Genomic DNA, 24220 nt, shown 5'->3' with positions numbered 1-24220 from the left:
GGCATTGAGCGAAGAAAATACGTACGACTCAACGAGCATTAAAGTGCTGAAAGGCCTGGATGCCGTACGCAAACGTCCCGGTATGTACATTGGTGACACCGACGATGGCAGCGGTCTGCATCACATGGTGTTCGAGGTGGTCGATAACTCGATCGACGAAGCTTTGGCCGGCCATTGCGACGACATCAGCATCATCATCCACCCGGACGAATCCATCACCGTTCGCGACAACGGTCGTGGCATCCCGGTAGACGTGCACAAAGAAGAAGGCGTCTCGGCAGCCGAGGTCATCATGACCGTGCTGCACGCCGGCGGTAAGTTCGACGACAACTCCTACAAAGTATCCGGCGGTCTGCACGGTGTGGGTGTGTCGGTAGTGAACGCACTGTCCAAAGAACTGATCCTGACTGTTCGCCGCAGCGGCAAAATCTGGGAACAGACTTACGTCCATGGCGTTCCGCAAGAACCCATGAAGATCGTTGGCGAAAGCGAAACCACGGGGACCCAAATTCACTTCAAGCCATCGGCTGAGACGTTCAAGAACATTCACTTCAGCTGGGACATCCTGGCCAAGCGGATTCGTGAACTGTCCTTCCTGAACTCCGGTGTCGGCATCGTCCTCAAGGATGAGCGCAGCGGCAAGGAAGAGTTGTTCAAGTACGAAGGTGGCTTGCGTGCGTTCGTTGAATACCTGAACACCAACAAGACTCCAGTCAATCAGGTGTTCCACTTCAACATTCAGCGTGAAGACGGCATCGGCGTGGAAATCGCCCTGCAATGGAACGACAGCTTCAACGAGAACCTGTTGTGCTTCACCAACAACATCCCGCAGCGCGATGGGGGGACTCACCTGGTGGGTTTCCGCTCCGCTCTGACGCGTAACCTGAACACTTACATCGAAGCTGAAGGCCTGGCCAAGAAGCACAAGGTTGCCACCACCGGTGATGACGCCCGTGAAGGCTTGACCGCGATCATCTCGGTGAAGGTGCCGGATCCTAAGTTCAGCTCCCAGACCAAAGACAAGCTGGTGTCTTCCGAAGTGAAGACCGCGGTCGAACAGGAAATGGGCAAGTACTTCTCCGACTTTCTGCTGGAAAACCCGAACGAAGCCAAACTGGTCGTCGGCAAGATGATCGATGCGGCCCGTGCCCGTGAAGCGGCGCGTAAAGCGCGCGAGATGACCCGCCGTAAAGGCGCGCTGGACATCGCCGGCCTGCCGGGCAAACTGGCTGACTGCCAGGAAAAAGACCCTGCCCTCTCCGAACTGTACCTCGTGGAAGGTGACTCTGCTGGCGGTTCCGCCAAGCAGGGACGCAACCGTCGGACCCAGGCCATTCTGCCGTTGAAAGGCAAGATCCTGAACGTCGAGAAGGCGCGCTTCGACAAGATGATCTCTTCGCAAGAAGTGGGCACCTTGATCACTGCACTGGGCTGCGGCATCGGCCGTGACGAGTACAACATCGACAAGCTGCGCTATCACAACATCATCATCATGACCGATGCTGACGTCGACGGTTCGCACATCCGTACCCTGCTGCTGACCTTCTTCTTCCGTCAGCTGCCGGAGCTGATCGAGCGTGGCTACATCTACATCGCCCAGCCGCCGCTGTACAAGGTCAAGAAAGGCAAGCAAGAGCAATACATCAAAGACGACGACGCCATGGAAGAGTACATGACGCAGTCGGCCCTGGAAGACGCGAGCCTGCACTTGAACGAAGAAGCCCCGGGTATCTCCGGCGAAGCCCTCGAGCGCCTGGTGAACGACTTCCGTCTGGTGATGAAGACTCTCAAGCGTCTGTCGCGCCTGTACCCACAGGAGTTGACCGAGCACTTCATCTACCTGCCAGCGGTGAGCATGGAGCAGCTGTCCGATCACGCAGCGATGCAGGATTGGCTGGCCAAGTACGAAGTTCGCCTGCGTACCGTCGAGAAATCGGGTCTGGTCTACAAAGCCAGCCTGCGTGAAGACCGTGAACGTAACGTCTGGCTGCCAGAGGTCGAGTTGATCTCCCACGGCCTGTCGAACTACGTCACCTTCAACCGCGACTTCTTCGGCAGCAACGATTACAAGACCGTAGTCTCTTTGGGCGCTCAGCTGAGCAGCTTGCTGGACGAAGGCGCGTACATCCAGCGTGGCGAGCGCAAGAAGCCAGTCACCGAGTTCAAGGAAGCTCTTGAATGGCTGATGACTGAAAGCACCAAGCGTCACACTATCCAGCGATACAAAGGTCTGGGTGAAATGAACCCGGATCAGCTGTGGGAAACCACCATGGACCCAAGCCAGCGCCGGATGCTCAAAGTGACCATCGAAGACGCCATTGGCGCGGACCAGATCTTCAACACCCTGATGGGTGATGCGGTCGAGCCTCGTCGTGATTTCATCGAAAGCAATGCCTTGGCAGTTTCCAACCTGGACTTCTGATCCAGCTGTAGGTTCACTGAATAGTTGCGTATTTTCACAAATAAATGGTTCTACAACCTCCAGGGTTAATGACCATATTAAAAAAGGCCCGCTTAACGCGGGCCTTTTTTTGCACTTGAAAAAGGTCAAATAAGTACCAGAGAGTTAGCGCCAGTGATTTAAACAGAAAAATACTTACCAATTTTATTTATAAGCGATATGAAAAATAGCACTAGAATTATAATGGGTTTGATGGTTTCAGCGTTGCTTAAGTATAAGTACATTATACCTTGTTAGTTTTATCGGTAGACCATCCATATGTTAGCGAAGTCAAAAAATATGTGGATTTTTGGTGTGAGTAATGGATTTTCCTAACATGCTGGAATACTATTTAATTCCTGAATCTTCAGGTGAAAAACTGTTCTGATAGTTAAATCAAAACCTTACTGAAATTGATTGAGGCCGAATCTCAAGTCATGAATTTCTAGAGATAACGCATTTAGAGGATAACCGTATAACGGAAAGCAACGTAAATGATGTTAGCTATAAAACCAGAGAGGAAAAATGAAGCGCAGGAGGTGTGAAATGTAAAAACGCGACCAAAACCTAGGGGCTTTGACCGCGCTGATTTGAAGCAGAATTGCAGGCTTGGAAACCGCAATTTCAGCTTTTTTTCGGCTCTTGTCAATCCCCTCCCATCATTTCGACTTTATCGAGGCTGCTCGACGGGAAAGTGTTGCCTGTCGATTGTAGTCCTTGATTACCGGCCTGCACCCGTCTTTCGAGGTGCAGCGACGGTGCACGTCTATGGAGGTGTGCGATGGCAGTACGTAAGGTAGTTACTCGCAGCTCATGTCATTTCAGGGGGTACTTCCCTTCTCTGAAAAATGGTCATCCTGTGGCCTGGGAGTCACAGCTGGAAGGAGGTTTTTTTCGGTTACTCGAGCTATCCCCGGACGTCCTTCGCTATGAAGTGCAGCCATCTCGGGAAAGGTTTCGATTGGGTGATTCGTTCGTAGATTACGTTCCTGATCTCCGCGTTTTTCTTGTAAACGGTGGAGAGTGGTGGTTCGAAGTGAAGCCAGAGAAAAAGCTTCTGATCAGCAGCGTCAAGCAAAAGTTGGATGCGGCCAAGGTCCACTTTTCTGCGACTAACCGAAGCTTTTCAGTAGTTACGGATGGTCAGATTTGGCGAGAACCACTGGCGAAAAACTTAAGGAGCATTTTGTATCACCGACGTGGCCCTTTGCTCTCGCATTCTGATCAAGCCCAAGTTTTTTTAGAATTGAATAAATACGAACCTCAGATGTTTGGAGAAGTCGTGTCAGTTTTTGGAGAAATGGAAGCTTGGCGTTTACTAGGGCTGTGCATCATCGGTATCGACTTGGAAAAGCCGCTGACTCACAAAACACCGGTCTTTCTATCTGGAGGACATCGCCATGCAAACCTTTTTGCTTAAGGCGAAGTTAGTTGTTGTTATCAATGGTACGACAATGTCGCTTCAGAGACGGCTAGTCGACAGACGCTTGCTTTTCTTTGATGAATTGGGCGAACCCACTACGTTGACCGAATATGAGTTTCAGCTCGGTTATGAACGACGGGAAATCGAAATTAGCGAAGAGCAACCTTATCTAGGGGAGGTTCCCCATGTAAGGAACGTTGCCCCGGATCTGACTTGTTTCCCTTTGAAACACCGTGAAGAAGCCTTACGCCGTCGTAGATATCTAGAGGGCGTAATGGAGGGCAATACCGTTTTACCTAATAAAGAGTCGTTGAAAGAAAAATTAGCACAGGTCGCAGCCAATCTCGAAGATGAATCTATTCCTTCTGTTTCTACCCTTAGAAGATGGTATTCAAGATTTGTAGGTGGAAGTGTTGTAAAACTTATTCCAAAACATACTGAAAAGGGGAGGTCCAACGTAATATCTGGTGAGTTGGAAGAAATATTAAAAAATGTGATAGATGAAATATATCTTCAATTACAACGGCACACAATTTCGGTAGTAGTGGGGGAATATCTAAAACGAGTCGATGAGATAAACGCTTTGCGCCTTCCAACGGATCAGCTAAGCAAACCTTGCTCTATGACTGTTCGTAGGTACATTGCCAAGCTCGACCCATACGAGGTGGATATACATCGAATAGGTAAGCATGCTGCGAAGAAAAAACACCGGGTTGCGGGCGAAGTGCTCGTGGTTGACGGCATCTTGGATCGATGGGAGATCGACCATACCCAGTTAGATGTGCAGCTGGTAGACGAAGAAACTGGGTTGGTGATTGGGCGCCCCTACATCACTGTCGTGCTGGATAAATTTTCCCGCATGATCATGGGCTATCTTCTTCACTTAGCTGCCCCTAACACTGAGACGGTTCTGCGCGTCATCGAGCGCTCCATTCGTCCTAAGGCGGCTTTTTTAGAACGCTTTCCTAAGGTGCAGAACGAGTGGCGTGCTCATGGGCTGCCCGCCCGACTCGTTCCTGACAATGCCGCCGAATTCCATGCAGACGATTTGATTGCTGGATTCAACGAGCTAGGTATCGAGATTATGTACCCTCGATCCAGGGGGCCAGAGTTGAAAGGTTCAGTGGAAAGATTCTTCCGCACTCAGAATCTGGGATTAATTCATAACCTACCAGGCACGACTTTTTCCAGTATCCAGCAAAAGGGTGATTATAAATCAGAGAAGCATGCTTGCTTCACACTCGCGCAGCTTGAAGCCAGCGTCGTGAAATGGATCGTTGATGGTTACCACCAAACTCCCCACCGAGGTCTTAACGAAAAGACTCCTGCACAAATATGGGCTTCCGGTGAGGCAAGCCGACTTATCAAGCTGCCCGTTGATCCTGACGCACTTGAATGTATTCTTGCACGCCGAAGTTTGGTGCAGGTACATCATTATGGTATTGAAATAGACGGTTATGGTTACCATTCCCCTGAACTTTCAGAGTTGAGAGCGCGGCTGAAACCAAAAGAAAAAATAGGTGTTCGATATCGCGATGAGATTGACCATGTCTGGGTTCACGATCGTTTTAGAAATGTGTTTTTGCAGGTTCATATAAAGGACAAAAGCATGCTCGGGCTGAGCCGTGAACTATTGAAAGCGGCAAAAAAAGCTCTTAAAGAGAGTGGAAACTTCAATCCTAGTTTCGAGCAAGTTCACCAGTGCTATCGCGACATAAGAGATGATGTCGAGCAGGCACGCCGTTCTCAAAAGCTACGCACACGTCGGGCAGTAGCTCGCGCTAAGTTAGATAAGGACGGCTGGAAGATCCGTGCAGCTAAGCCTCAAACCGTATCTGCTGAGATGGATTGGCTAGACAAACCGATTACAACCGGTATCGCAACACCGTTCAAAGTTACTTATCGTCGTCCAGACACGGGGAGTAAATCATGAGTAATTATAAAGAAAACCTGGCCCAATTTTCCCTTCGTCACCACTTCATCCTTAGCCCTCAAGCAGAGCGAGCCCTCACCCGCCTGATTGAAGTCCATGGAGACACGCGGCGGACAGGGACCAGCAAAGGACTGGTTATACAAGGGCCAAGTGGTGTGGGGAAAAGTACATTGATCAAAGAGTATGTTAGAGAGTTGGAATCTGCAAAAAGAAAGGAGGGGGTACATCGTTCTGTACTCATTGTAGAAATTCCATCCTCTCCCACCAAAAAAAACCTGGCAACGGCAATGCTGACGGCGATGAAAGACCCTTACGCAGACTCTCGTAGTCACTCTGCAGAAACGAAATTTGCAAGGATCATTCTACTTTTAAGCAATCTTGGCGTTGAGGTGGTCGTTTTAGACGAAGCGCAGCATCTCGTGGATTACAAGCGTAATGATGCATACGAAGCCGCAGATTGGATCAAGAGCATGATGAACGAGACTAGTATTACTTTCGTGCTCGTCGGCCTGAAGCGGACTGAAGGTCTGCTTTGGGCCAACGAGCAACTGCGTCGAAGGTTCTCTGCCACGGTTGATTACAACCGATTCATGCTGACGGAGTCCTGTTGGACACAGTTTGCGATGCTGCTCCAAGGTATTCGTGAATTGCTGCCGGTGGCGTCTATTAATTTTTCGGACAAAGAAATGATCCGCCGTTTTTACCTGGCTTCGTTTGGTTTGATTGACTATTTAATCAAAGTTATAGATCGATCTGTTTGGTTGGTGCAGCATCGAGACGCAGAGGGTATTAATCTTCCGATACTTTGTGAGGCGTTTAAAGATGAAGTATGGAGTGCTGCGCCTGAGGAACGTAATCCCTTTAGTGATGCGTTCGACTTCAAACCATTGATTAGGGATCGTGAACCTTTCGAAAACTTCGACATTATCGCGGCTTAAGACTAACAATGCCCGGTGGTAATCACCGGGCATTGATGATCGCTTCATTTTTTCGATAGGTTCTATAGGTACAATATTTATGTTTGATTTGTTGGTGAATCCTGCACCTAAGCACGATGAGAGTTTATCTGGTTATCTACATCGCTTGGGGGATTGTAATGGTCTATGGAATGGTGAAGTTATAAAATTGTTCAAAGACCTCACAGATGAACAAGCGAGTAAATGGCTAGATGAGGATATTAGGCCTGTAAGTTGGAAAGATGTGGCCTTAGAAATTCGGTCCCCACAATTCAATATTCAGAATGTCTGGTCATTAATAAATATTAAGTATTGCCCGGTTTGCTTAGCAGGGGAATTTTATTGGCGTGAATTATGGGATTTAACGCTCTATACGACCTGCATAGTCCACAATGTAAACCTCGTATATAAATGTCCCATGTGCCAAGAAAAATCTACTCTAAAACTCCTTACCACAAAGTGCTGTGATAAATGCCAGCACCCTGTATTTGAGACGTTGGAACCAGACAGGCTAGTCGACGAATTCAGAAATTGGATTTCGGCCGAACTTGAAAAACGTCTTCGACACGGTCGCGACAAAAATTTAGAAGGTATTGATTCACTAACATATCAACAATTTAACTTTTTAGCCATTCGCCTCGGAGTAAGGGTAATAAGTCTTAAATGTTTCATGAATATGATAGTCGTTACAACAGTATTTCGGGATGTGGCTCCTGACTTAGCCGTTGCTGCTGGCGAGATGTTTTTGGGGTGGCCTAAAACGTTTCATAGTTTACTCACTGATTTAAAGAGGCAAAGGGCTTCTAGTCATCCATGGAAATTAGGTTTAGCATTTGGGCCGATTTACAACGATGTATATTTGTCGTTAATCGACCAGTGCTACGATTTTATTCGTAGTGAGTTCGAAAAGTACGTTATTCGGTACTGGGAAGGGCCGCTGGCTATAAGAAACCGGCGTTTAAGCGAATGTACGCTGCTTGCGCATCGTTGGCTTCCATACAATCAAGCGGCGCGAACTGTTGGGCTACCTGAAAACTTTCTCCGAAGGATGAGGTTGTCTGGTGAGCTTGATGATCGAGAGTTCACGTACCCGTGTGGGAAAACGGTCGCGGTGGTTGATATCGAAGAAGTTCGTAAGCTTTCTTTGGTTCGGCATGAACCTCTTAATTTACGAGAGACGTCTCGTTTGTTAAGCCTAAGTCGGAAGCGTATCGAGCAGTTGATAGATGCTGGGGTACTTAGATTTTTTGGAGGTTGTCCGAGTGCTGGAGAAAAGTGGTTGGTTGACTACAATTCAATAGTTGCGCTCAGGCCATTAGAGTTTTTGACAAGTCCGGGCGAAGATTTTTTAACTATCTCACAGATTGCTAAGCACTATCTGCCCACATCGAGCGGGTTAGTGGAGTTGGTGAGAGCAATTCAGTCTGGCGAAATATCTGCGTTTTGCAGAGCAGACTCAGACATTATAAGCATGGGTAAATGGCTGGTTAGCCAGAATGAGTTGGTGCTAAATAAAATATTAGTCAATATTTCATCTCAAGAGAAAGGTATGTCAGTTGCCAACGCAGCAAAAATGTTAGGTGTCAAGGAAGAGGTAGCTTACGCAATGGTACGCCTTGGCTGGTTGAGATGCGACATAGTTCAATGTTCACGACGATCCGCCTTTGTTGTCAGTCTCGAAGCGATACAACATTTTAAACGAAACTATATTTTCGCCCCAGAAGCTGCGCTGATTCTGAATGCACCTAGAATAAGAATTACATTCAAGTTGCAAGAAGGAGGTTTTTTTCCCGTAGCGGGCCCTGGCCTTTTAAATGCCCGCTGCCGACAATATGTGTGGCGTCGGAGTAAAAAATTAGTGGCTTATCTTGCTACAGCAGGAAAACCTTGAAAGTTACGCGAATGATTTTTTCTTGCCGATGCATGGTTACTATCCTTATCAACAAATAGATGATCTGATCTTGAATGTAGTTTCCGATCAACTGAGAGCCGGCTTATTTTTTTAAGTCTGATCTCTTGTTTTCAGGATTTTTGCTGCAAACGACTGTAGCGACGCAAAGTGCCCACCACCGGCCCGATCTAAATAGGCTCCATGCATACCAAATTCTGTGGGGCCATCGCAATCACATCTCTTTGAATCACCAATCATCCACGATTCTCCAGGCAGCACACCAACGAGTTGTGTCACATGCTGATAGATTTTGAATGATGGTTTGATTGCTCCGATGGCAAAACTGTAGGCGTAACCATCCAGATGTGGGTAAAGCCTTTCGATTGCAGATGCATATGGTTGGGCAAGATTGGAGCAAACCGCGACCTTTACGCCAGCAGCCTGGAGAGCTGCCACCGCAGCGACTCCATCAGAATAAGCCTGGATGCTGGCCAACTCTTCATGGAGCCCTTCCTCAAGTCGAATCATGTACCTGTTCTCAACAGTGATTCCGAAATACTCGGCGGCTTGTCTAAGGTCCATTGACATAGACAGTAGATCCTCCGCGTCACTGGCTTTGGGTCTTCGACCTTGTTCGATCCCGATTTTTAGGATCTTCCGATAGGGATTTGTTCCGACACCTATTTTTACCAGCGTGCCGAATGCATCAAATATAACTGCCAAAACGGGCATGCAAGAGTACCCCTTTTAGGACGGGATTTTAGTTGCGACGGCATATTTACCGTATTACCGATGATAGACTCCTCCAGGCTTAATGTCAGCGCGCGGTTATACGTCAGACCAGCGAATCTATCTTGCGAATAATGCGAGAGTTTTTATAGCGCAACAATATCCTCGGCATTAATGTGTCTGCGTTTCGGTAGTGTGCAGGTGTGTATCCCATCAAGCCAGCGTACTTGGAGGCTTGCCCACCCAGCGGCTCATATCGGCTGTCGAACTCTGCCTCTTCGCCGCTAGCGCGTAGCCGTTGGAACTGGCGTTTGCAGAATGCGCAAATCTCTAGGTAAAGCGGAATGAACAGCGGCCCAGCTGTGTATTTGGCGCCCGCTAAGGCATTCTGAAAATGTTCGAGTGCCAGGTCATCGCTTCCTGACGACATAGCCTCCACCGCTGCCCGCCATTCATTCATCCACACTGGCGAGGCTGGGGTGCAGTTATACCAGCGGTCGACGCTTAGCGAGTCAAAGGCCGGGCCGTACCAGTAGTCCAGGGCGGTCGGAATGCGGGTATCGCTCTCTGCAAGGTTGCTCCACAGTCTGAGAGTTTTTGCATATTGCCGATAAGTTTCCAGCGAAGCTTCAATGACGGCTCCATCCGCAGGGTCAGCGTTTTCAAACAACATGTCCAAGGTATCGGTCACTGGCAGTAGGCTACTCACTGTGCCTGGCTGCGGATAAGAAGCGCTTTGCTTGGAATGTTCAGTGGCTCCGCATTCGAGCACCTGAAGGGTGAGGTTGTGGCAGATGAACGCCGAAAAGGCCTGGGTCGAAAACGTACTTTCATCGACCTTGTCTCTCAGCAGATACGCCAGGGGCCGCACGGTGTCGAATACGCAGGAGAACTTGATCTTGTTGTTTTTGGCGAAACGCCCCACGGTCTGTTTTGACTTTGTGTCAGTGAGCGTTGATTTAAGGTCGCGGGCCCACACCTCGGCGTCGGTTATATCCGGGGTTTTGGCACTTTGATGAAACTGGTACAGCTTATGCCGGGAGACACCGCATTCGCTCAAGGCAGAGTCAAGGAAGTCGACGAGGGGCCACTGGCTCTCTGCCAGAGTCGCGCAGGGCCAAATCGTGCCTGCGGGGGACTCGGCAACCAGAGTTCTGACCAAACGCGTGAGTGTTTGGCCGAGAAAATGATGAAAAGGACCCGCCTGGGTGGCAGGGCACTCTCTTAGGAATTCGCGATAGTACATCGTCGCTGAGCGGTAAAAGCAGACCGCCAGTTGCGAGACGCCAAAGCGGGTATACCGCTCCTCTATCAACGCTTCGATATACTGCCCGAGCTCGACAAACTCATCATGCGAGCCAAAGTCGGAATGGGCCAGCTCATGGACCCAAGCATGAACAGTTCTGTCTTTTTTGGTAAGAGTGGCTCCTTGGGGGGCGATTTGCGTAGTGACGGCCACCAAATCATTTAGCGAGCCGTATACACCGTCTGCTTTTTTTATAGCCTCGAACGCTTCGTGCAGAGCCGCGCGCCGGCTCTTTTCGGTTGCGGGAACCGTGAAGGTAACGTCGTTATTATCGCTGGCCCATAGCCCCAAACAATCACACACCATCTTGTTGAAGTAGCCCAGTGTCGGCATTTTATGATCGGTCAGTACCACGGTTCCGTCCTTCTGATGAATGTGCCGCCATTTTAGGTAATACGGCACGCAGTACTAGGTATCAAAATCGCAATCGTGGTACATGGCCCAGCTTTACACGTGTATCAGGCACTAGAACTTTCATCCCGTTGGCTCGGCGATTGGCGGTATACGTCCGGCTGTTGCTCTCGCCCAAGAGGTGACAATCCAGATATAAGGCAGCTTGAAGGTTTTCACCACAAGAGAGAAAAGAGATGGAGGAGCTGAAGCCCTATGTCAAAAGCGGAAACAGCATTACGATCGGTGTGTACTTTTGGCAGGCACCCGTAAAAGTGGGTAGTCATATGAGTAAAAACCACAAGCTTTCGGAAGACTCGAGTGCTGAGGATATATTGGAGGTCAAACGACTAGCCAGAACCAGGCTTATCGATGCGTTTTACGCGGCAGATCAAGAGAGCCTTGAACTAGCGACCCAATATGTCAAAGCTGCATTACGCGGTAAAGGTTCGATTCCAAGACCAAAAAGGTTCAGTAGCCTAGGTAGCGACGACTAAAGAATACTTGGCTCGGTTCAGTAGTCATACGAAGGTATGACTCAAATATCTTCATGCAGACGAAAACTCGATATGGTTTTTCCTCAGACGGCTGACATCTGGTTTAGGAAAATCCCCGCAACGCGGGGATTTTTAAGATTTTAGAAAGCTGGACTGCTCTTCGCACCCGCATGAACCATCTGATTGGTACACTGCCTTTGATTCATTGTGGTTACTCCAGGCTCCGAAACGCATAGGGAGAGGCTCAATCCATACGGCAATTCTACTTGCCGCGTCTCGCCGTAAGGGATGTCGGCGGTTCGCGTTACGCTCCCCTGATCCTTGATCACTTCAGGCATAGGCAGACTGTGCACCTGCTTTGTTGAGGACGTCTCGCGGCGCCACTCCTCCCCAACCCTGTAGACAAAATCGAGCCGAAGTTTCGTGGATTGCTCGTCAACGGAAAGAATCTGGATTTGACTTGTGAGCGTCGCAATCCCCAGTGAGCACTCTGTCCGCTGTGCATTACATTGGCGAATAGTGACAGGCGGATAAGTCTGGCTATTCGTGGACCCGGCAACGTCAAAAAAACTGTTTCCTTCCACGATGTTCATTTTCGGGCGACCAGAAATATCTTCAGAATTGACCCGGTAATCGACAACGACAGGCCCTCTGTGGCTTGCGTTCCAGCCCGTACAACCTGCCAGCACAGCCAGACCCAATCCCACAGTAAAACCAGCAACAGAACGCATGAAGTTTCCTTTAGACAATTAGAGTGTGATGCTAGCCCCGAACTCGTCGAGACCTGTTCGCCGATACACAACACACAAACTCGTATGCAATCGTTTCGTTCTTGGAAATAACGACGACGCCCAGCATCGTGGTATGAAGCCTCAGACAGCAGGCCTCAACAACACTGACGACCAATATTCAGTTTCAGTAACTCCACCGCCATCACCTCGTCCACCAATCGCCCTCATTGCGTCTAAAGACGCCATACCGCAGAAATCGTCCGTGTAGCCATGGTGGTGGCGATCTGACGCGTAGCGCACCGTTCGTGCACGCGGAACTCAACGCGAGCATAATCAAATGACTCGAATGATGACGTGAGACCTGCAGATCATGAGTGAAAGCGAGCGCTGGACGGTTAGATGCAAGGACACCGGCGACGGCAGCGGCGATGCGATAGTTGATTTGCCGCCAGAGCTACTTTCACAATTCGGCTTGGGCATCGGCGACGTACTGACCATCGAAGTGGTCAACGGCGTAATCGTGCTCCAACCACTGCGCGGCCTCTCAACTCCTTCCTCATCGGCCGGGGCTTTACGAGAAGACCTCTACCAAGCGTACAGAATGCGCTTGGAAATCTATCTCCATATTCCCGCCCAAGCCTCGGATCAGGCTATTCACGAACTGATCGAAGCTGGCTTTCCCGCCAATATTCTCCAAGTACTTTGCGATCAGGGAATCATCAGCCCTGCCGAGCGTGACAGGATCATTCCCTACCGGACCTTTAAAATGCGCCTGGCCAGCAACCAGCACTTAAAAGCCGATGAGAGTGATCGAATGTATCGTGCGGCGCATATTATCGCGATGGCCGTGGCGGTCTTTGGCGACACCGAAAAAGCCCAGCATTGGTTGTCCAAACCCAAATCACGCTTTTCGGGAAAAAGTCCGTGTGAGCTGCTTTCCACCAGCCTGGGCGTCTATCGAGTGGAGGAAATGCTGATTCAAGTGGCTGAGGGCTTGTATTGTTAATTTACTAGTGAACAAGGCAATACCTGCCGCGCCAGAGCTACGTCTTTAAAGACGGTGCTTCCCACTGAATGCTTACGGCCGATCACTGTCATTGGCAAGGGGCAGAAAACGGTCATTAGCTGCCGGTCACGAGCTTCCGTTTCCGGCCAGGAGGGGATGTAAGCAAGGGTATGGTCTATCTTGTTCTTTTGACACGCTACATCGGAAGGCAGGGAATTCATGTCTGACTTTTTTCAAGAATCGCCTGCCGCCATCAAATGGGCAGATGAAGCTGAACAGCGACACCAAGCCGGGAAATTTGGCGAAATTGTGCGCGCGGTGATCTGGACGGATGCGCGCGGCTCAGATGGTGAATTGTTGGTGGCTGTCGATCCAGACAGATTGGTTACCAAGATAAACAGCAATCCTTTCACACTTCTTGAGAATCACGATCCCGGACGTCCAAAGGGACTACTGCTGGAAAGTGCATCGTTCGAAAGTCCTGACGGTCGAAAATTTGTCGCCGCAGTCCTAGGGTACTACGCAGGAGGAGACGTTCTTAGTTTTCTTGGCTTGGGGATAGATGTTGACTTATCAGTACCGCCACCTCAACAGCTTCCGAGGCTGTTGGATGATGTGTGGGTCCAGATCGCGACGGATGCAAGGGAGGTGGATGAAGATTGGTTGGATCAGGTTACAAATGACTCACCCGTTAGAGTCGAGCGTTCCGAACTGTCGCACAACGCAGCAGACTCATTACAAGAACTGATTCGGGTCGGCCTGCCCTACGTACTCCTTGTTTGGAACCCCTTCGTGACAGCGATAGCTACTGAGGCGGGTAAGGCTACCTATGCAGAAATACATGCGTGGTTTCGGAAACTGCTTAGTCGGATGGCCGAAAGACGTAACCCTATACTCGATTTTCATTCACATCAGGACGGCTGTCAGGTCTCATTTCTATTCAGAGGTAACGATGAGAAAAAGCTTCACGAAGCAATGGACGCATTGGCTGGTGCGGCGGCTCAAGCGGCTCGGCTAATTTCGAGGCTGAAATCTCAAGGAAAGGTAAGTCGGCAAATGGTCTATGAATTCGATAAAGAAGCGCTTTTGTGGGCACCGTCATTTGTTTTACTAAATGATGATCGGATCATCACCGATAACCTCGCACTTATTGCGATTGAAAATCTTCCCAAGGGATTGAGTCTCGGTCTGACTCGAAGCAATTCTCTGTGAATTAGAGTCGAAAATGCACAGGGTAGCCAAGATGGCCATTCCCCCAGACCAACGTCCGCTATCATCAACAGCTTGCTGAGGGTTCCTCCGCCTTAGGCAACGCGATGCAGGTCGTACATCCTAGAGGGTGTGGCGTGTTACGCTCACTCCGCTAGCGTCTCGGCACATGTGTAGATCTCCAGAGACTAACCGTGGCAAAAGAGATAATTGCCAACTAATAAAATTTCATGAAGGACCATCTGGCATGGCAGTAGATATCCTAGTCACGACAGAAAGATTGCAAGAAGACCCACTCGGCAGAGACCTTATTGAATCGCTTAAGAATTCTGAAAGCGCTATCAGTTCCTCACCGTCGGCTCTTTACTATGATTTTCCTGTTTATTCAGACTACGACGGCGCAGATCATAAGCCAGATATTTTGGTGCTTAGCCGCAGTTGCGGAATCTTAGCCATCCGGGTGATCACTGCAACCCAGGTGGATCGTGATAGCACCAGCAGCCTTTTAGCAGTCGATGATTCGCTGAATCAATTTTGTAGCATCCTAATAGGAAGGCTATTAAAAAGTAAGATATTGAGAAAGTCACGCTCGCAGCTCTCCCTGAACGTCACACCTATTATTTTTTGCGACAGTAACTTAGCAGACAGAATTTTCGATTCAAGCGACTCTGAAATTGTCTCTTCAATGGATTCATTGAAAGATCTGATTCAGGATCTTGAAGAAGACCTTTTAAGTCCAGAGGCATACGACGAAGCCCGATCTGTGATCGAGGGGGCTAAAGCTCTCACTCGATCGAACAAGCGCCTGGTCGAAAACCCGGAGCAGCAGCGCGCAGCCAGTGCGCTCGCTGAACTCGAATCTGAAATTGCAAACTTTGACCAAAAGCAACGCTCTGCGGCCTTGATAACAATTAATGGCCCTCAACGTATACGTGGACTTGCCGGCTCAGGGAAAACGATCATTTTAGCGATGAAGGCCGCACACCTTCATATGAACAGACCAAACGACAAAATCCTCTTAACCTTTTATACAAAGAGTCTGAAATCTTCCATAAAAAACTTGGTGACCAAGTTTTATAGACACTATAAAGAGGTTGACCCTGACTGGAACAATATTCAGATACTGCATGGTTGGGGCGGCTCTAACACCAGTGGTGCTTACTCTGACGCCTGCCTACGCGCTGGGAGAACACCTTTCACTTTTAGTACCGCACGCTCTAGCGCACCTAATGGCGTTGACCCATTTGAGTTTGCATGCCAAGACCTGATGCAAAAAAGTGATATTGAAGAATACTATGATCACATCCTCATCGATGAAGGGCAAGATTTCCCAGCAGCATTTTATGAGTTAAGTTTCCGGCTTGCGAAAGGCCACCGAGACAAAAAAAACATAGTATGGGCGTACGACGACCTCCAAAACATCATGAAGGTGAGAATGCGGAGTGCTGCTGAACTATTTGGCATAGATCACGACGGTGAACCGCGCATATCACTTGAACGGGCAGCAATAGGCTTGCCGTTTCAATTCACCAACGACACTGTCCTTAGCAAGTGCTATCGCAACCAGCGTGAGGTACTTATCACTGCTCACGCACTTGGATTTGGAATTTATTCCAATATCGTGCAATTACTTGAAAGTGCTGATCACTGGAAAGACGTCGGTTACGAAGTAATCTCACCAAACTATTATGCCAACGCAGAAGTTGAGGTGTTGCGCCCAGTTCAAAACAGCCCGGTTAGCTTGAGCGGAGAAGACCTACCCGAACTTATAGAGCATTACAACGCACAGTCATTGGATGATGAAACAGACTGGGTTATAGCCTCGATATCTGACTTTTTAGAGCAAGGCTTAAATCCGGAAGACATAATAATTGTCGCCCTTGATGACCGCCACATGAAGGGCTACTTTAAAAAGCTGTCTTCAAAACTGGCGGACATGGGAATTGCGTCTAATAACATTCACGCCGACCCGTACTCAGACCCGCCCTTTACGATACCCAACAAGGTAACACTCTCCACAATTTATCGCGCCAAAGGGAATGAGGCAGCTGTAGTATTTGTCATTGGTGTCGATGCGATTTCACTTAAAACGCGAGGAGATCGTAACAAGTTATTCACGGCTTTCACACGTACAAAAGCGTGGCTTCGCGTCTCCGGGATGCAAGGATCTACAAGCCAAATCATCAATGAGATGTCTGAGGCAGAGCAAAATTTCCCTGCTTTGCGTTTCACCATGCCTGACCTTTCCAAATTGGATATGATCCAGAGAGATCTCAGCCAGCGCTCTATCAAAGCCAAAAAATTGAGAGTTGAGTATCTAGAGAGTCTTCGTCGTGAAGGATTGTCAGAAGAAGACGCCGATTTGGATTACGATGATGAATAGACAGGATATTCAGTCAGGAATCCACAAAAGTTGGGATTTGGCGGATAAACTTGGATTAGCTGCAGCTTTTAGCAATCCCAATTTACTCCCATTAAACACCGAGTTTCGAGATGCGATTCTTTCGGCAGATAGCACTTACATCGACGTCTATCTTACGGCGATGAACTTATCTCATCACAACATGATTTTGTCTGACTATTCATACTTTCAATTCAGCATGGAGCGTGATGGGTACGTGCGCTACGCTTATTATCCCAATCCTTTTATTTCAGGAAAAGAATCAGAAACCACGTCTTTCAAAAAAATCAACGAGCTTTTCGAAAACGAATTTATTTCTCATGAGCAGTATCTTAGCCTACTGGACAGCAAGAAGAGCTTGAACGGAAAGCCCATGTGGAGATACGAAAATGCTCCCGATCAACGCAAGCGCTTTTTTCATCCCTGCTCACATTTTCATATTGGATTTCATTCTGAAAATCGGTGGCCACTCAAGAGAACCCTGACCCCTCTTGCCTTCTCGATGTTGGTTTTTAAACAGTATTACGGAGAAGAATGGAGAGCTTTGGGTGATGACGACGACCCTGAAATCAGCAACTCATTTGAGCGTGCTTTAATCCGGGAGCGCCAAAACTGTCACGTCGTCCCTGACGATCTATTTGAAAAAATAGAAGAGCAGGCATTCTTCTTCTCATAGCCATAAGCATAGAAATGTTCGAGCTTCCGCTTTTGGCCGATTTCTGCCTGTCGTCACCCAATGTTTGAGGCTTCCAACGACCCGAACCTGTTGGGTGACCCGCGGAAATCAATGCGGTTTAATGCCAGGCAGGCGAGCTGAGTGAAAGTACCCACTTACATCGACTTGACTGAGACCACTTCCACAAACCTGAATTTTTTTCTGGCGGTCTTAGTAGCTTCTTGTTCTGCAACTAGGGAGCTCAGCGTATCTGCCTCATGTACCATCTCGTGCATCTCGCCTTCAAATTCGTTTCCCACACGGAGCGTGACTCTCAACCTAGGCGTGAAGCCTTTTGAGACTGTCTTTTTCTTCGCTGCCTTCACCGGTTGCACGATCACAACATCCGGGACTGTGTACTGCACTTCTGAGTTATTTGCCGGTGCAGAGGGTGCAGAATCGCCGAATAGCGCCCTGCGCATCTCATCTTCTATCGATTCTGTATTCATACCATTTCTCATAAGGGTTTTATCAATAACCTTATGGATTCTATCAGGATGACCGGACTCTGTAGTAAAGCGTCGCTGGAGTCAGACCTGAGGCGGTAAAGGGCCAGCAGAACCTGGCGAGCGTCAGCGTCTGTCCATCTGCAACCTACCATAGCGGGCAGCTGTCGACCGATTCTGTTGAAAAATCGGTTTCGGTTTCCACGGCAGAAAAGTTCGCGCTTGAAATTGAAATCTGTGTTTTGGGTAGAAGGCAGTGCATCACTGAGTAATCTATGATTGACGTAACCTCATAATGGAATCTGTGATGGATTGAGCATTTGTGTCCAGCGTTTCCATGGCCGACATTGCGTTAGCAGCGACACTTTCCACTCCATTCTCTGAGAGCCACTTGGTTATTTCGTCTATCGCTGCGCCTAAGGCTTGCTGATTGTGCAGGAGCAATGTCAGAGCGTCCGCCGTGGCGATCTTGCAGTCTGAGTTATCTGACATGGCGCGCGTCCTTGAGGAGTGATGTAGGAAGTCTAGTTCATCTCGCCGTAGGCTGAGGCTGGGTGCGTAATTGCACAGATTGCCCAGAAGCAGACGATCACTATGGGTGGTTTCCGGCCAACAGCAGACTTTCGCGAGCGACTCCTTACGGCTGTGGATTCAAACGGTCGCTCCCTGATTGCTTGAAAATTTACTCTCAGCCTCTTGGATTAATTTCAAAAGTAATTTTACATCCAGTCCTACGTCGCCGTATGTGAAACTTGCCTCGACGACATTTTTCTTAGACTTACGCAGATCGGAATGTACGTGATCTGGGCCGTAAGGCACTTTGTGATGATTGGCTGAGTCGACTCTGGACAGCTGTCTACCTTCAGGGCTCAGGATGTTATATGCATAATTTGACGGAGAGTGTTGCCTTACTACTACGGTAATCCCGGAAGGTCTACGGGCGGTTACAGTTTGATCTTCCACCTTCATGACAGTGCACTCGAGTTTGACTTTAAGAGTTTCACAGGTTTGTTCAAGCGCTTCTTCAGCGGTACGTGGGCGCGTACTTGAGAACATAGCCGTTCCCCCTAAATGTTTAGCGAGATAGTCAAGCAGAGTCGATTGCTTTTGAGATTCGGCCTGGTGCATCAAACAAAGCTGCAAACCAACCATCATTCCTGACTCCCCCCAAACAGTACTGGTCGCCATGCGATCGGTTTTTACGCCACAAACCAAGCATCGTCCGTCTGAAGACAGCCAGATACCCTGATCTACGGCAGTATTTTCGCGGCGTCCTCCGAGTAAGCCATCGAATGACCTAGCGTCGGCTTTCCATCTCTCATGCCATGCCTCATAGCGCTGTGCATACCCTGCATCATCAATGAGTTTTGAAAAGCTGGCGTCGTTCACCGGACCGAGCTTGATTCCGTACTGTTCGATATAAGCACCAATCTTACCAACCAAAAGAAGGTTTTCTGTTTTCATGAAATAAATTCTTGCAGCAGGAAAACGTTCATTAGGTTCATACAGTGCGTTCATATGAAAAACGCCTGCACTGATATAAATATGAACATTCGTTGCTTCCTGCATCATCCAAAGCAATATTTCTTTAGTTGAAACTTCAATCGCCAAAACGGGTCGCTTTTCTTCAAGAATATTTCCTCCGAAACACTGAATTGCAGTATCGGTTGCACATCCATTCAATTTAAGACGGATGCAGTCTTTTATTACATCGTTGAGCTTCAAGTAGCTTACCTAGTTTGTTTTCATTGAGGTCGTGCAGACGTGTCAAAAAAGATGACTCAAATGATAAGCCATAGCAATAGAGCAGATTAAAAATGGTCAAATTCAAAAATGGGATTTGGCGATTCGCCTATTTAAGGAAGTGAATCGCCCTAACTGGTGCAGGCACAGGGTGACTGCTCCTGGCCGGCAGTTGCCCTTCGGAGGTAGCAATCGCCCATAAGCCGCTGCTCGGGGCCATCCCCTAACTGATCGCCGTATGCAAGTCATTCGTCTCCACATGCGAAAGTTACCGGCCAGTCAGCTCGAGGTGCTTATCGCAGCTTAGGTCCGCTTTAAACTTCTGGGCATCGGTATCCAATGGGGAATGGTTTTATACCTATCTTCACCCATGAACTGGTATGTGCGCGCTCGCAGCGTGAATCAACATGCTTTTTTTCACATCACGTAGAGCTAAACTGCGTCGCTACAGAAGCGGACTGCGCCACTTGCTGTAGGGCAATAACCTGAGGGCGCACTCGATGCAGCAAAGACATCAGTGAGGGGAAATCGTGGCAGGATTCGAAGAGGTACGCCTACTAGAGGGTATGCAGGCGCCGCTTCAGGTACGCCTCGAGCTGAGGCAGACGTTCGAGCGCTGGTTGTCACGGTTGAATCACCATAGTCGCAATTTTGAACATGGCTTTGTAGTTGACGAGTTGACGCTCCTCGACCTATGCCAGCATTACCGATTGGAGTACCCAGGAAGCGCAGAGGATATTGCCAAGAGCTGGGACGACTCAGAACTTCGTATTGCAGATGGCGGCCTTACATTCGAAGACCTAACACGTCTTGGGTGGGTGTTTTTCGACGGTGGCCGTTGGGTTATGCAGCGTGTACCTGTCGGAGCATCTTCGCACGTCAAGTATCCGAGCCCGAGCACGCGGGCCTTTCTAATAGGGCTTGGCAAAGCCCGGCTTGTCGCAGAACCTGACACGTCACCACCTCCTCGCGTCCAAGCACTCGCAATTAAAATAATGACCGAAATCTTACCCGGTCGGCATATTCCCACCAGAAACCCGGATTCGCTCGCAGGTCGACTGTGGCAGCAACTGTGTCCGAAGCCTCAGGCTCGAACCACGGAAAATAGCGATTACGAAGAACAGAACGCTACTCTTGCCACTAACGATGGTAGTGGTTTTTCGGCCTCGCCAGAGGCCGAAGCCGAAACTGTCGACAGATCCTTCGTGGAATGGTCGGCTTGGTGTGACGTCCTTGGAGCTGCCTGCAAATGGGACAATGAATGGGCTCTCGATGAGAAGCGGTACTGCCGTGAAGCTGCTCATCGGGCACTGCAGCGCCAGACTCTTTGGGGCACCTGGGACAACGATATCGAGCGTTACTCGGACGTACTCCAAAATACGTATGCGATTCCGCACAACGAGCTGCGGTATTTCGCCAATACAAGGACATCGCCACCGCGATCACTGGTGTCTCGAGCAGACTGGCTGAAATGGCCCGAGATCGAGCATCTCGTCATGGAGCGATTTGGCATGCGCACGGTTGGCTTTGCATTTGGACTGCTTTGTTCCGAGCTCGAAGGGACTGACATCGGGCCAAGCGTATCGGCTACGGCAAATACGGTCCTATCGTTCGCAGCCGATCACCCTATGGCGTTGCAACACCTCCTGTTCCGAATGGAGGCCGCTCCAGCGCTATTGGTGGACATGCTTATGCACCCACGCACCGCATGCCTGGCTGCTAAGTGCGCAATCCAGTGGCGCCCGCAGCTCGGGCGGGGTAATGATCGCAATGCGAGCCGAGAAGCTCAGACGAAAGCGTTCGCCGTCCAAGATGCTCTTTCTCTCCTCGCCCATCACTTGGATGAGGGCAGGCTTGATCTTGAGGAATGCGCCTCTTTGGTTACTTGGTGCTATGTCGACGGTATTAGAGGCGTTAGGGCTCTGCCAGATTCGAGACGGCCCATTGGGGAACAGCTTCTCCGCACAATCGCCAAGGAAAAGGTTGAGCTTCAGTGCGAGGTGCTGCGATATCTCATAGAACAGGCAGCCGACGATGACCGTTTGCCTAGAGCTCGGTTTGCTGGGGTGCTCGAAGGACTAAGCTTTCTATCTAACGAACTAGACGTCGACGTCTTACCAATCGTCGCACTGTACTCAAAGTTTGCTCGCGACCGACAGCTGGATTGGACTGATGCGTCCAGCTTGTCTTCGAAACTGGCTGCGCGACTCGTCGCAACTGCTCTTACTCAGAACGCGCCTGACCGAGATGCCCTGCTAATACCATTTGATACTGCAAAGCTACTACAAGAAACCCCGGAGGATGGACGGCCATCTTTACGCTCTTCAATTGCCCAGACTCTGAGGGAACATGTGCGGCTACTTGCACGCGCTATAGCAGGTTGGCCCGACGGAGTCGTGCCAAAGGAGTTGAGCGGTGCATTTCTAACACTAATCTCGCGCAGCGTGATTGAACATGCAGAGAAGGGCCGCGTCGGAGCCCTCACAGATAGTTACGGTTCAAGACGTTTTCTCGTACGTGAGGAAGGCTCACCAGCACAAGATCTCACGGCTGCATGGCGACGGCTGGACGAAAGAAGCCAAGAGACGATGTTGCGGACGCTTGTTCAGTCCGATGACCCGGCTCTACTTGCTGAACTCTGTCAGCACCTGCCCACGGCATCGAAACCCATCCTCCAAGAAAGGTTGCGTCAGTTGAAGCCAGGAGAGGCTTCGGAGCTTTGGACTTGGCCCGAACTGCAGCACAGGGTCGAGTCTCTTTTGATCGCGGGCGAATACGAGCTCGCCCGCGAGCACATGGATGAAACCGTGCAGGATTTAAATCGAGCGCCACAAGAGTTTCAACTTGGGCTATTTGGTCTCGAGCTTCGGCTACTTCTGCAGGAGAAGAACTGGACTGCACTCGATGGCGTGACTGTCCCGCCATTGCTGGATATGCCCGGAAAGCGGCAAGCGCACAACCAATTGGACTTCTATAGGGCAACCTCCCAGTTACTGCGCCAGAACGGTAACCTAGAAGCTGCCCGGGTTGTGCTACAGCGCCTTTCGAAGCAACCCGGTGCTGCCTCTGCATACAAAGAGAATGCCTTCGCAGTTGCCATGCAACAGCTCTTAGGCCCCCAGCTTCATCCACTAACCGGTGCAGACAAAGTTACCGGCGAAGGCCTCCTCGCGGAAATCAATGCTGCGATAGATGTGGACGATCAGCCAGCCAGCAGCTTACTTGCTAACCGAGGGCTACTCCTGCTGGCCCTGGAAAGGCCAGAGGACGCATTGAAGAGCGTGGTAACGCATCGTCGGGAGATACGAAGCCCCGACATCGAGCTGGTAGCAGTGCTAGCAAAATTCGAAATGGGATTCCAGAGTGAAGCGATGGCGATATTGGAAGCGGCCATCGCAGAGTTCGGACCTGACGACCAGCTAATCGTAGTTAGAGACGACCTCCAAGCTGGTGTTGTAACAACCACTCTCGCTCCGGCGTCAGCTACCGTTGACTTGATTTCATCCATCCGGACAGCCCTACACCAGCTAACCGAACTTCCTCCTACTCAAGTTGGTGACGTACTTGGTCCTCCCGGGCGCGGAGTCCGCGGATACCTTGTGCGGCAAGTCTCACGTGCCGTAGCCACGCTTCAGCACATGGCCGCAATTCTCCGTGACCGGAAAAATCCAGAAGACACAGCAAGGTTTGAGAACGATCTAAATACCGCTGTGAGAGAGGTCTTGGGAGCTTCGCTGGCAGTGGTCAAGTGGGATGTGGCGGATCAATCGCTCGGAGGGGTAACCGCAAACGGCAATCCTGGAGAGCGAGATGCCGTCATCCGCGCATCAGGGCAGGAGATATCTATTTACGAAGCGCTCGTCTGTTCCCGGCTCGATCGCGGGTATATCAAGGGACATTTCGACAAGCTATTGTCGTATGGTGTGTGCGACATCTACTTCCATGTGACGTATTCGTACGCGAAAGAGCTAAAACCTCTCCTTGACTATATAAGACAAATGCTTGAGCACGAGATTCCTCCTGATCTTGCATATCTGGGCTGTGAGATTGTAGGCCCACCGAATTACGAGACCAGCGGGTATATCGCGACCTATCGAGCCGACCACCGAGAAATAGCGGTGGTGTTCTTGATTGCGGATCTCAAGACATAGCGGTATCTGGTCCGCATCCAGCCGAGTACACCTTCGGCGCCCCACTCCTTTCCGCCAATCCGACACCCAAGCTCAAGTACGAGCCGAATGAAATATTAATGAAAACCGTCAGCAGCGAATGCCGGATCGGAGAGGCACATACGCTGGAATTTCAGCTTTAAAAACTGGCGCCTCGACTTCGAGAGGCTCGCAGGATGTCGGCGCCGACGTCGAGTTGACCCAGTTGTCGAAATTTCACTGACCTAGTCTGACT

Annotated in this window: 16 protein-coding genes; 10 read left to right on the top strand and 6 right to left on the bottom strand. The window is 49.7% G+C overall.

The genetic code is table 11. From position 1 onward, the window contains the following. Nucleotides 1-4 precede the first annotated feature (4 nt). The 5 genes from gyrB to PMI01S_RS00700 all read left to right on the top strand — a co-directional run bounded on the left by gyrB (nucleotide 5) and on the right by PMI01S_RS00700 (nucleotide 8643). Nucleotides 5-2422, top strand: coding sequence for a DNA topoisomerase (ATP-hydrolyzing) subunit B (gene gyrB, locus PMI01S_RS00720; RefSeq protein WP_031319202.1), 2418 nt, complete (start codon nucleotides 5-7; stop codon nucleotides 2420-2422). A 799-nt stretch (nucleotides 2423-3221) separates the two neighbouring features. Beyond that, nucleotides 3222-3860: a TnsA endonuclease N-terminal domain-containing protein gene (locus PMI01S_RS00715; RefSeq protein ID WP_084317586.1), complete on the top strand. Its 639-nt coding sequence runs from the start codon at nucleotides 3222-3224 to the stop codon at nucleotides 3858-3860. Beyond that, entirely contained in the window at nucleotides 3841-5796 is a 1956-nt protein-coding gene (locus tag PMI01S_RS00710) for a TnsB C-terminal domain-containing protein (protein WP_084317585.1), read from the top strand. Before PMI01S_RS00715 ends, PMI01S_RS00710 begins: the two co-directional genes overlap by 20 nt. Then, nucleotides 5793-6734: a TniB family NTP-binding protein gene (locus PMI01S_RS00705; protein WP_084317584.1), complete on the top strand. Its 942-nt coding sequence runs from the start codon at nucleotides 5793-5795 to the stop codon at nucleotides 6732-6734. The genes PMI01S_RS00710 and PMI01S_RS00705 overlap by 4 nt, the downstream gene beginning before the upstream one ends. Before the next feature lie 79 nt (nucleotides 6735-6813). Continuing rightward, complete coding sequence (locus PMI01S_RS00700) at nucleotides 6814-8643, top strand: TniQ family protein (RefSeq protein ID WP_084317583.1); 1830 nt, start codon at nucleotides 6814-6816, stop codon at nucleotides 8641-8643. A 111-nt stretch (nucleotides 8644-8754) separates the two neighbouring features. On the opposite strand, the gene PMI01S_RS00695 is transcribed toward PMI01S_RS00700, so the two are convergent. The 3 genes from PMI01S_RS00695 to PMI01S_RS00680 form a co-directional block, all read right to left on the bottom strand. Beyond that, nucleotides 8755-9375, bottom strand: coding sequence for an HAD family hydrolase (locus PMI01S_RS00695; RefSeq protein ID WP_084317582.1), 621 nt, complete (start codon nucleotides 9373-9375; stop codon nucleotides 8755-8757). Between the two features lie 103 nt (nucleotides 9376-9478). Further along, the gene (locus PMI01S_RS00690; protein ID WP_084317581.1) at nucleotides 9479-11032 is read right to left on the bottom strand and encodes a hypothetical protein; all 1554 of its coding nucleotides are present in this window, start codon (nucleotides 11030-11032) and stop codon (nucleotides 9479-9481) included. A gap of 673 nt (nucleotides 11033-11705) precedes the next feature. After that, the gene (locus PMI01S_RS00680) at nucleotides 11706-12296 is read right to left on the bottom strand and encodes a hypothetical protein (protein ID WP_084317579.1); all 591 of its coding nucleotides are present in this window, start codon (nucleotides 12294-12296) and stop codon (nucleotides 11706-11708) included. 370 nt (nucleotides 12297-12666) lie between these two features. Here PMI01S_RS00680 and PMI01S_RS00675 point away from each other — a divergent pair, with 370 nt between their 5' ends. The 4 genes from PMI01S_RS00675 to PMI01S_RS00660 all read left to right on the top strand — a co-directional run bounded on the left by PMI01S_RS00675 (nucleotide 12667) and on the right by PMI01S_RS00660 (nucleotide 17588). After that, entirely contained in the window at nucleotides 12667-13302 is a 636-nt protein-coding gene (locus tag PMI01S_RS00675; protein WP_084317578.1) for an antitoxin Xre/MbcA/ParS toxin-binding domain-containing protein, read from the top strand. A 219-nt stretch (nucleotides 13303-13521) separates the two neighbouring features. Next, complete coding sequence (locus PMI01S_RS00670; protein ID WP_084317577.1) at nucleotides 13522-14514, top strand: hypothetical protein; 993 nt, start codon at nucleotides 13522-13524, stop codon at nucleotides 14512-14514. A 244-nt stretch (nucleotides 14515-14758) separates the two neighbouring features. Then, the gene (locus PMI01S_RS00665; protein ID WP_084317576.1) at nucleotides 14759-16894 is read left to right on the top strand and encodes a DEAD/DEAH box helicase; all 2136 of its coding nucleotides are present in this window, start codon (nucleotides 14759-14761) and stop codon (nucleotides 16892-16894) included. Then, on the top strand, nucleotides 16887-17588 hold the full coding sequence (locus PMI01S_RS00660; RefSeq protein WP_084317808.1) for a DUF2290 domain-containing protein: 702 nt from the start codon (nucleotides 16887-16889) through the stop codon (nucleotides 17586-17588). The genes PMI01S_RS00665 and PMI01S_RS00660 overlap by 8 nt, the downstream gene beginning before the upstream one ends. Nucleotides 17589-17743: 155 nt before the next feature. Here the strand turns inward: PMI01S_RS00660 and PMI01S_RS00655 are convergent, their stop codons facing one another. The 3 genes from PMI01S_RS00655 to PMI01S_RS00645 all read right to left on the bottom strand — a co-directional run bounded on the left by PMI01S_RS00655 (nucleotide 17744) and on the right by PMI01S_RS00645 (nucleotide 19798). Then, the gene (locus PMI01S_RS00655) at nucleotides 17744-18076 is read right to left on the bottom strand and encodes a hypothetical protein (protein WP_084317575.1); all 333 of its coding nucleotides are present in this window, start codon (nucleotides 18074-18076) and stop codon (nucleotides 17744-17746) included. Nucleotides 18077-18346: 270 nt separating this feature from the next. Continuing rightward, nucleotides 18347-18565, bottom strand: a complete 219-nt coding sequence (locus PMI01S_RS31890; RefSeq protein ID WP_084317574.1) for a hypothetical protein — start codon at nucleotides 18563-18565, stop codon at nucleotides 18347-18349. Nucleotides 18566-18724: 159 nt separating this feature from the next. Beyond that, on the bottom strand, nucleotides 18725-19798 hold the full coding sequence (locus tag PMI01S_RS00645; protein ID WP_084317573.1) for a DUF6516 family protein: 1074 nt from the start codon (nucleotides 19796-19798) through the stop codon (nucleotides 18725-18727). A gap of 548 nt (nucleotides 19799-20346) precedes the next feature. On the opposite strand from PMI01S_RS00645, the gene PMI01S_RS00640 reads away from it, so the two are divergent. Beyond that, complete coding sequence (locus tag PMI01S_RS00640; protein ID WP_139273144.1) at nucleotides 20347-23967, top strand: hypothetical protein; 3621 nt, start codon at nucleotides 20347-20349, stop codon at nucleotides 23965-23967. The last annotated feature ends 253 nt before the right edge of the window (nucleotides 23968-24220 follow it).

This window comes from Pseudomonas migulae NBRC 103157 (assembly GCF_002091715.1).
GTDB lineage: Bacteria > Pseudomonadota > Gammaproteobacteria > Pseudomonadales > Pseudomonadaceae > Aquipseudomonas > Aquipseudomonas migulae_A.
Note: the sequence above shows the minus strand (reverse complement) of the source record. Positions and strands in the feature narration are given on the sequence as shown.